Source organism: Paracoccus sp. (in: a-proteobacteria) (assembly GCF_035556475.1).
Taxonomy (GTDB): domain Bacteria; phylum Pseudomonadota; class Alphaproteobacteria; order Rhodobacterales; family Rhodobacteraceae; genus Paracoccus.
The window spans coordinates 1-4,704 of sequence record NZ_DATMFA010000063.1; the positions used below are offsets into that span (position 1 = coordinate 1).

Annotated in this window: 6 protein-coding genes and 1 pseudogene; 3 read left to right on the top strand and 4 right to left on the bottom strand. The window is 63.3% G+C overall.

From position 1 onward, the window contains the following. Nucleotides 1-118: pseudogene (locus VNQ78_RS08025) on the top strand (IS5/IS1182 family transposase); the annotation flags it as partial. 19 nt (nt 119-137) lie between these two features. Here the strand turns inward: VNQ78_RS08025 and VNQ78_RS08030 are convergent. The 4 genes from VNQ78_RS08030 to dctP form a co-directional block, all read right to left on the bottom strand. Beyond that, complete coding sequence (locus tag VNQ78_RS08030) at nt 138-566, bottom strand: type II 3-dehydroquinate dehydratase (protein WP_325688474.1); 429 nt, start codon at nt 564-566, stop codon at nt 138-140. 15 nt (nt 567-581) lie between these two features. Next, nucleotides 582-1,883, bottom strand: coding sequence for a TRAP transporter large permease (locus VNQ78_RS08035; RefSeq protein WP_325688476.1), 1,302 nt, complete (start codon nt 1,881-1,883; stop codon nt 582-584). Continuing rightward, a complete protein-coding gene (locus tag VNQ78_RS08040) occupies nt 1,880-2,392 on the bottom strand; it encodes a TRAP transporter small permease (RefSeq protein ID WP_325688478.1) in 513 nt (170 codons plus the stop codon). Before VNQ78_RS08040 ends, VNQ78_RS08035 begins: the two co-directional genes overlap by 4 nt. A gap of 69 nt (nt 2,393-2,461) precedes the next feature. Beyond that, complete coding sequence (gene dctP / locus VNQ78_RS08045) at nt 2,462-3,454, bottom strand: TRAP transporter substrate-binding protein DctP (RefSeq protein WP_325688480.1); 993 nt, start codon at nt 3,452-3,454, stop codon at nt 2,462-2,464. Between the two features lie 195 nt (nt 3,455-3,649). Here dctP and VNQ78_RS08050 point away from each other — a divergent pair, with 195 nt between their 5' ends. Together VNQ78_RS08050 and VNQ78_RS08055 are read left to right on the top strand one after the other, a co-directional pair. After that, a complete protein-coding gene (locus VNQ78_RS08050) occupies nt 3,650-4,339 on the top strand; it encodes a GntR family transcriptional regulator (protein WP_325688482.1) in 690 nt (229 codons plus the stop codon). After that, nucleotides 4,327-4,704, top strand: a 378-nt coding sequence (locus VNQ78_RS08055; RefSeq protein ID WP_325688484.1) for a GntR family transcriptional regulator, incomplete at its 3' end; no start/stop codon positions are given. The genes VNQ78_RS08050 and VNQ78_RS08055, both read left to right, overlap by 13 nt.

Sequence of the window (4,704 nt, forward strand, 5' to 3'; positions counted from 1 at the left end):
TGAGATCATGTTCGGCCGCCTGAAGGATTGGCGGCGCGTCGCGACCCGATACGACCGGTGCCCGGAAACCTTCTTCTCTGCGATCTTGCTAGCCGCAACCGTCTTGTTCTGGCTCTGAAACTCAATGAGTCTGGACCCTAGTCCAGCAGTTCCCGCATGGCCCGGACGGCAACGGCATAACCTCTCGGGCCCACTCCGGCGATGACCGCCGTGGCGACGCCGGAGACGAGCGAGTTGTGATAGACCTGCTCGCGCCGGTGGATGTTCGAGATGTGCAATTCGACGATCGGACCGGGAAACATCTTCAGCGCGTCCATCACCGGGACCGAGGTGAAGGTGAGCCCGGCGGGATTGATGATGATGCCGGTCGCGCCCGCGTCGATCGCCTCGTGGATCCAGTCGACAAGCTGGTGTTCGGCATTGGTCTGGCGAAACTCGACCGGCAGGGAACCGGCCTCCTCGCGCGCCCATTCCTCGACATCGGCAAGCGTCGCGTGGCCATAGATCTCCGGCTCGCGCTTGCCGAGCCGGTTCAGGTTGGGTCCGTTCAGGATATAGAGGGTCATGTCGCTTTCTCTGGATCAGCCGCCATAGCCGGCAAGGCGCGGTAGCCACAGGACGAGGCCGGGAAAGAAGGTGATGAGCGCGAGGCACAACACCATCCACGCAAGGAAGGGCAGGCAGTCGCGGATGATGTCCTTCATGGGCGAGCCCGAGATGTTCGAGACGATGAAGAGCAGCAGCCCGTAAGGCGGCGTCACCAGCCCCAGCATGATGTTGACGATCACGACGACGCCGAAATGCACGAGGTCGATCCCCAAGGCCTGCGCGGTCGGGATGAAGACCGGGACGATGATCAGGAGGATCGCGGTCCCCTCCAGCACGCAGCCAAGGATCAGCAGGATCGCGTTCACGAGCAGGAGGAACTGAACCTGCGTCATGTCCCAGCCCGTCATCATCTCGCGCAGGGTGGCCGGGATGTTTTCGACCGTGACGACATAGTTGAAGACCATGGCGCCGCCGATCATCATCCCGATCGAGGCCGAGGTCTTGGCCGAGATGCGCAGCGCCTCGTAACCCTCGCGCCAGCTGAGGCTGCGATAGATCACCGTCGAGACGAGGACGGCATAGGCGGCGGCAAGGGCCGCGGCCTCGGTCGGGGTCGTCACGCCGGAATAGATGCAGCCCAGCAGAATGACCGGCATCAGCAGGGTCGGGAAGGCCGCGATCGTGATGCGCGGGATCTCCCGCATCGGGACGCGCTCCTCGATCGGGAAGTTGTTCCGCCGCGCATCCCAGGCCACCTGCACCATCTGCATCGCGGTCATCAAAAGGCCCGGTATCACGCCGCCAAGGAACAGGTAGCCGATCGAGGCATCCGAGACGAGCGCATAGACCACCATCGGGATCGAAGGCGGCAGGATCGGCCCGATCACCGCCGTCACAGCCGTCAGGGCGGCGGCATAGGAGGGCGTATAGCGGTTTTCGCGCGTCATCATGTTCTGCATCATCCGGCCCGACCCCGCGGCATCAGCCACGGCCGAGCCGGACATGCCCGCGAAGATCAGGCTTTGCACAACGTTGATCTGGGCCAGACCGCCGCGCAGGTGACCGACCAGCACATTGCAGAAGCGCAGCAGCCGTTCGGTCATCGAGCCGGAGTTCATGACCTCGGCCGCGAAGATGAAAAGCGGCACGGCAAGGATGATGTAGTTCGAATACATCCCGTTCAGGAACTGTTCGGCGACGGTTCCCATATCCATCCCGGCAAGCCAGAGATAGGCGATCGAACCGACCATCATCGCCAGTCCGATCGGCAGGCCCAGAAGGGCCAGTGCCGTGATGCTGACAATCGCGATCGAGAAGGGGCTGGCTAGGTTCATAGACCGGAACTCGGCTTCAAAGGATCAGGTTGGTCGGGTGCGCGGCCGTAGATTGCGCGAAAGCCGATCCAGAGCTGGCGAAAGATCATCGCGACGGCGAAAAGGACATAGATCGAATAGAGCCAGTCGAACCGGATGCGCAGATAGGCCGACTTCTCGACCTTCATGAAGGTCACATAGTCCCAGGTCGCGGGCAGGGCGACGGCGAAGGCTGCGACCGTCGCGATGGCCGAGATCACCACCATGACCCTGCGCGCGCGATCACCCACGCCGCGATAGAAAAGGTCGAAACGCATTTCTTCGTCATCGCTGAGAACGAAGGCCGCGCCGAACAGCACGAGCCAGATCCACAGCATGACGCTGACCTCATGCGTCCAGCCGATCGGCAGGTTCAGCAGATAGCGCGAGACGATCTGCAGCAGAAAGACGAGGAACATGACGAGCAGCATCAGCACCAGCGCGTTTTCGGCGCGTCGGGCCAGCCAGCCGGTCAGGCTTGCGGGGGACATGGCTTACCTCGGGAATAAAAGGACCCGCGCGACAAGAGCATGAGCGCGCGCGGGCCAGTTATCGGCGGATCAGAGCGCCGCGATGCGATCGACCAGCCCCTCGGGCCAGTCCTTGGCAAGCGCGGAGTCCAGATACGCCTTCTGCACATGGCTGCGGAACGCTTCGACATCGGGCTTGTAGACCTGCAAGCCCCGCTCGGCGAAGGACTTGGCAAGCTCCTCCTCGCGTTTCACATGCTCGGCGGTCGAAAACGCGATGGCGTCGTCCGCGGCCTTCTGGACGGTCGCCTTCTGCTCGTCCGAAAGCCCCTCCCAGACCTTGCCGGACAGCGTCAGCAGGTCAAATGCGACCAGATGCGAGGTCATGACGATCTGCTTCATCACCTCGTAGAACTTCATGTTCTCGACATTCGGCAGCGGGTTGTCCTGACCGTCGATGGCTCCGGTCTGAAGGCCGGTATAAACCTCGGCATAGGCCATGGGCGTCGGGTTCGCCCCAAGCGCCTGACCAAGGAATTGCCAGGCCTCACCACCCGGCATACGCAGCTTGATCCCGGCCAGATCGGCGGGCGTGTTAATCTTCTTCTCGCTGTTCAGCCCGACCTGACGCGTGCCGTAGAAGGTCGGGCCGAGGATCTTGATGCCAAGCTGCCCCTCGGCCAGCGCCTTCATCTCGGTCCCCGCGTCCGAGGCGAAGAACTTGGTCAGATGCGCCGAGTCGCGGAACAGATAGCCCGAGGTCAGCACCGACCAGGCCGGCACCTGGTTCGACACATCCTGGGGCGCGATGTTCGACATTTCGAGGTTGCCGCGCTGAAGCGCGACCAGCTCGGTGCCCTGCTTGAACAGGACGCCGCCATAGAAGCCCTCATAGGCAAAGCCGGGACCAATTGCCTCGACGAATTTCTTCATCATCTCGGCGCGGATGTCCTGTTCCGAGAACACCGCCGAAAAGCGCAGCTTGATCGGATCCTGTGCGCGGCCCATCCGCGCAAGGAAAGGCGTGGCCAAGGCAGCGGCACCAAGGGCGGCGAAGCTGCGCCGCGTCACATTATTGTTCATCTTTTCCTCCCCTGAACGGCCGGAGCACACTCCCCTTGTCCTCCGGCCTTGGCGAAGCATGGCATCGGAGCAATCGCCGATCAATGATTTATCTTCCGATCATCTGATATAATCCGTTTTACCATATGCCTGTGCTAGACGTGGCTTGTGCGCCGTTCCGGTTGCGCCCATATGGAGGCGGGGAAGGGGATGGTGATGACAGCGGACATGCAGGCAGCGGGCCCGACGGGTGAACTGACCCATCAGCGTCTGCGCGACGACATCATCTTTGGCCGTCTGGCTCCGGGCATGAAGCTGCGGCTGGAACGTCTGCGCGACGACTATCAGGTCAGCATCGCCACCCTGCGCGAGGTTCTGGGAAGGCTCGCCGCAGAGGGGCTCATCCTTTTCGAGGCGCAGAAGGGCTTCGAGGTCGCGGAGATCTCGGCCGAGGATCTGCGCGACATCTCGGAGATGCGCGTCCTGCTGGAATGTCATGCCATCGGGCCGTCCTTCGCCGCCGGTGATCTGGAATGGGAGGCGGCGGTCGTCGCCGCGCATCACAAGCTCGCCCGGATGGAGGCAAGGATGCTTACCGGCGACCGTGACGTGACCGCCGAGTGGAAACGTTATGATCGCGAGTTCCACACCGCGCTGATCGCCGCCTGCGGCTCGTCCGAGCTTCTCTCGACTCATCGCCGGATCTTCGACCGGTTCCAGCGTTATCAGGTGTTGCTGGTCATGTTCCGGGGCGAGGATGCGAGCCGCGAGCATGGCGCATTGCTGGCCGCCGCGCTGGAACGCGACGCCGCGACCGCGCGGGCCATCCTCGTCTCGCATATCGGGGCCTGCATCGACTTTACCGTCGCGCACGGCTTCTTTCAGGATCCCGAATGGTCACGCTGAACCGCGACAGCACCCCCCAGATGCGCGAAACCGTCGGCGCGGGCATCTATCAGCGCCTGCGCCACGATATCATCATGGGCCAGCTCAAACCGGGCCAACGCCTGCGCCTCGATCAGCTGAAGGGGGACTACCCGGCCGGTGCGAGCACCTTGCGCGAGGCTCTGGCGCGCCTCGCCGCCGACGGTTTCGTTATGGCCGAAGGGCAGCGGGGCTTCGAGGTCGCCCCTGTCTCGGCCGAGGGGCTGCGCGAGATCGCCGAGCTGCGCCTGCTGATCGAAGAACACGCATTGGCCCGCAGCTTCGCGGCCGGCACCCTCGACTGGGAGGTCGGGGTCATCGCCGCGCATCACCGGCTGGACGCGCAT

Bases quoted from the DNA above. Each gene is read 5' to 3' on its own strand.
- VNQ78_RS08030 (WP_325688474.1), bottom strand. From the start codon at position 566: ATGACCCTCTATATCCTGAACGGACCCAACCTGAACCGGCTCGGCAAG.
- VNQ78_RS08035 (WP_325688476.1), bottom strand. From the start codon at position 1,883: ATGAACCTAGCCAGCCCCTTCTCGATCGCGATTGTCAGCATCACGGCA.
- VNQ78_RS08040 (WP_325688478.1), bottom strand. From the start codon at position 2,392: ATGTCCCCCGCAAGCCTGACCGGCTGGCTGGCCCGACGCGCCGAAAAC.
- dctP (WP_325688480.1), bottom strand. From the start codon at position 3,454: ATGAACAATAATGTGACGCGGCGCAGCTTCGCCGCCCTTGGTGCCGCT.
- VNQ78_RS08050 (WP_325688482.1), top strand. From the start codon at position 3,650: ATGACAGCGGACATGCAGGCAGCGGGCCCGACGGGTGAACTGACCCAT.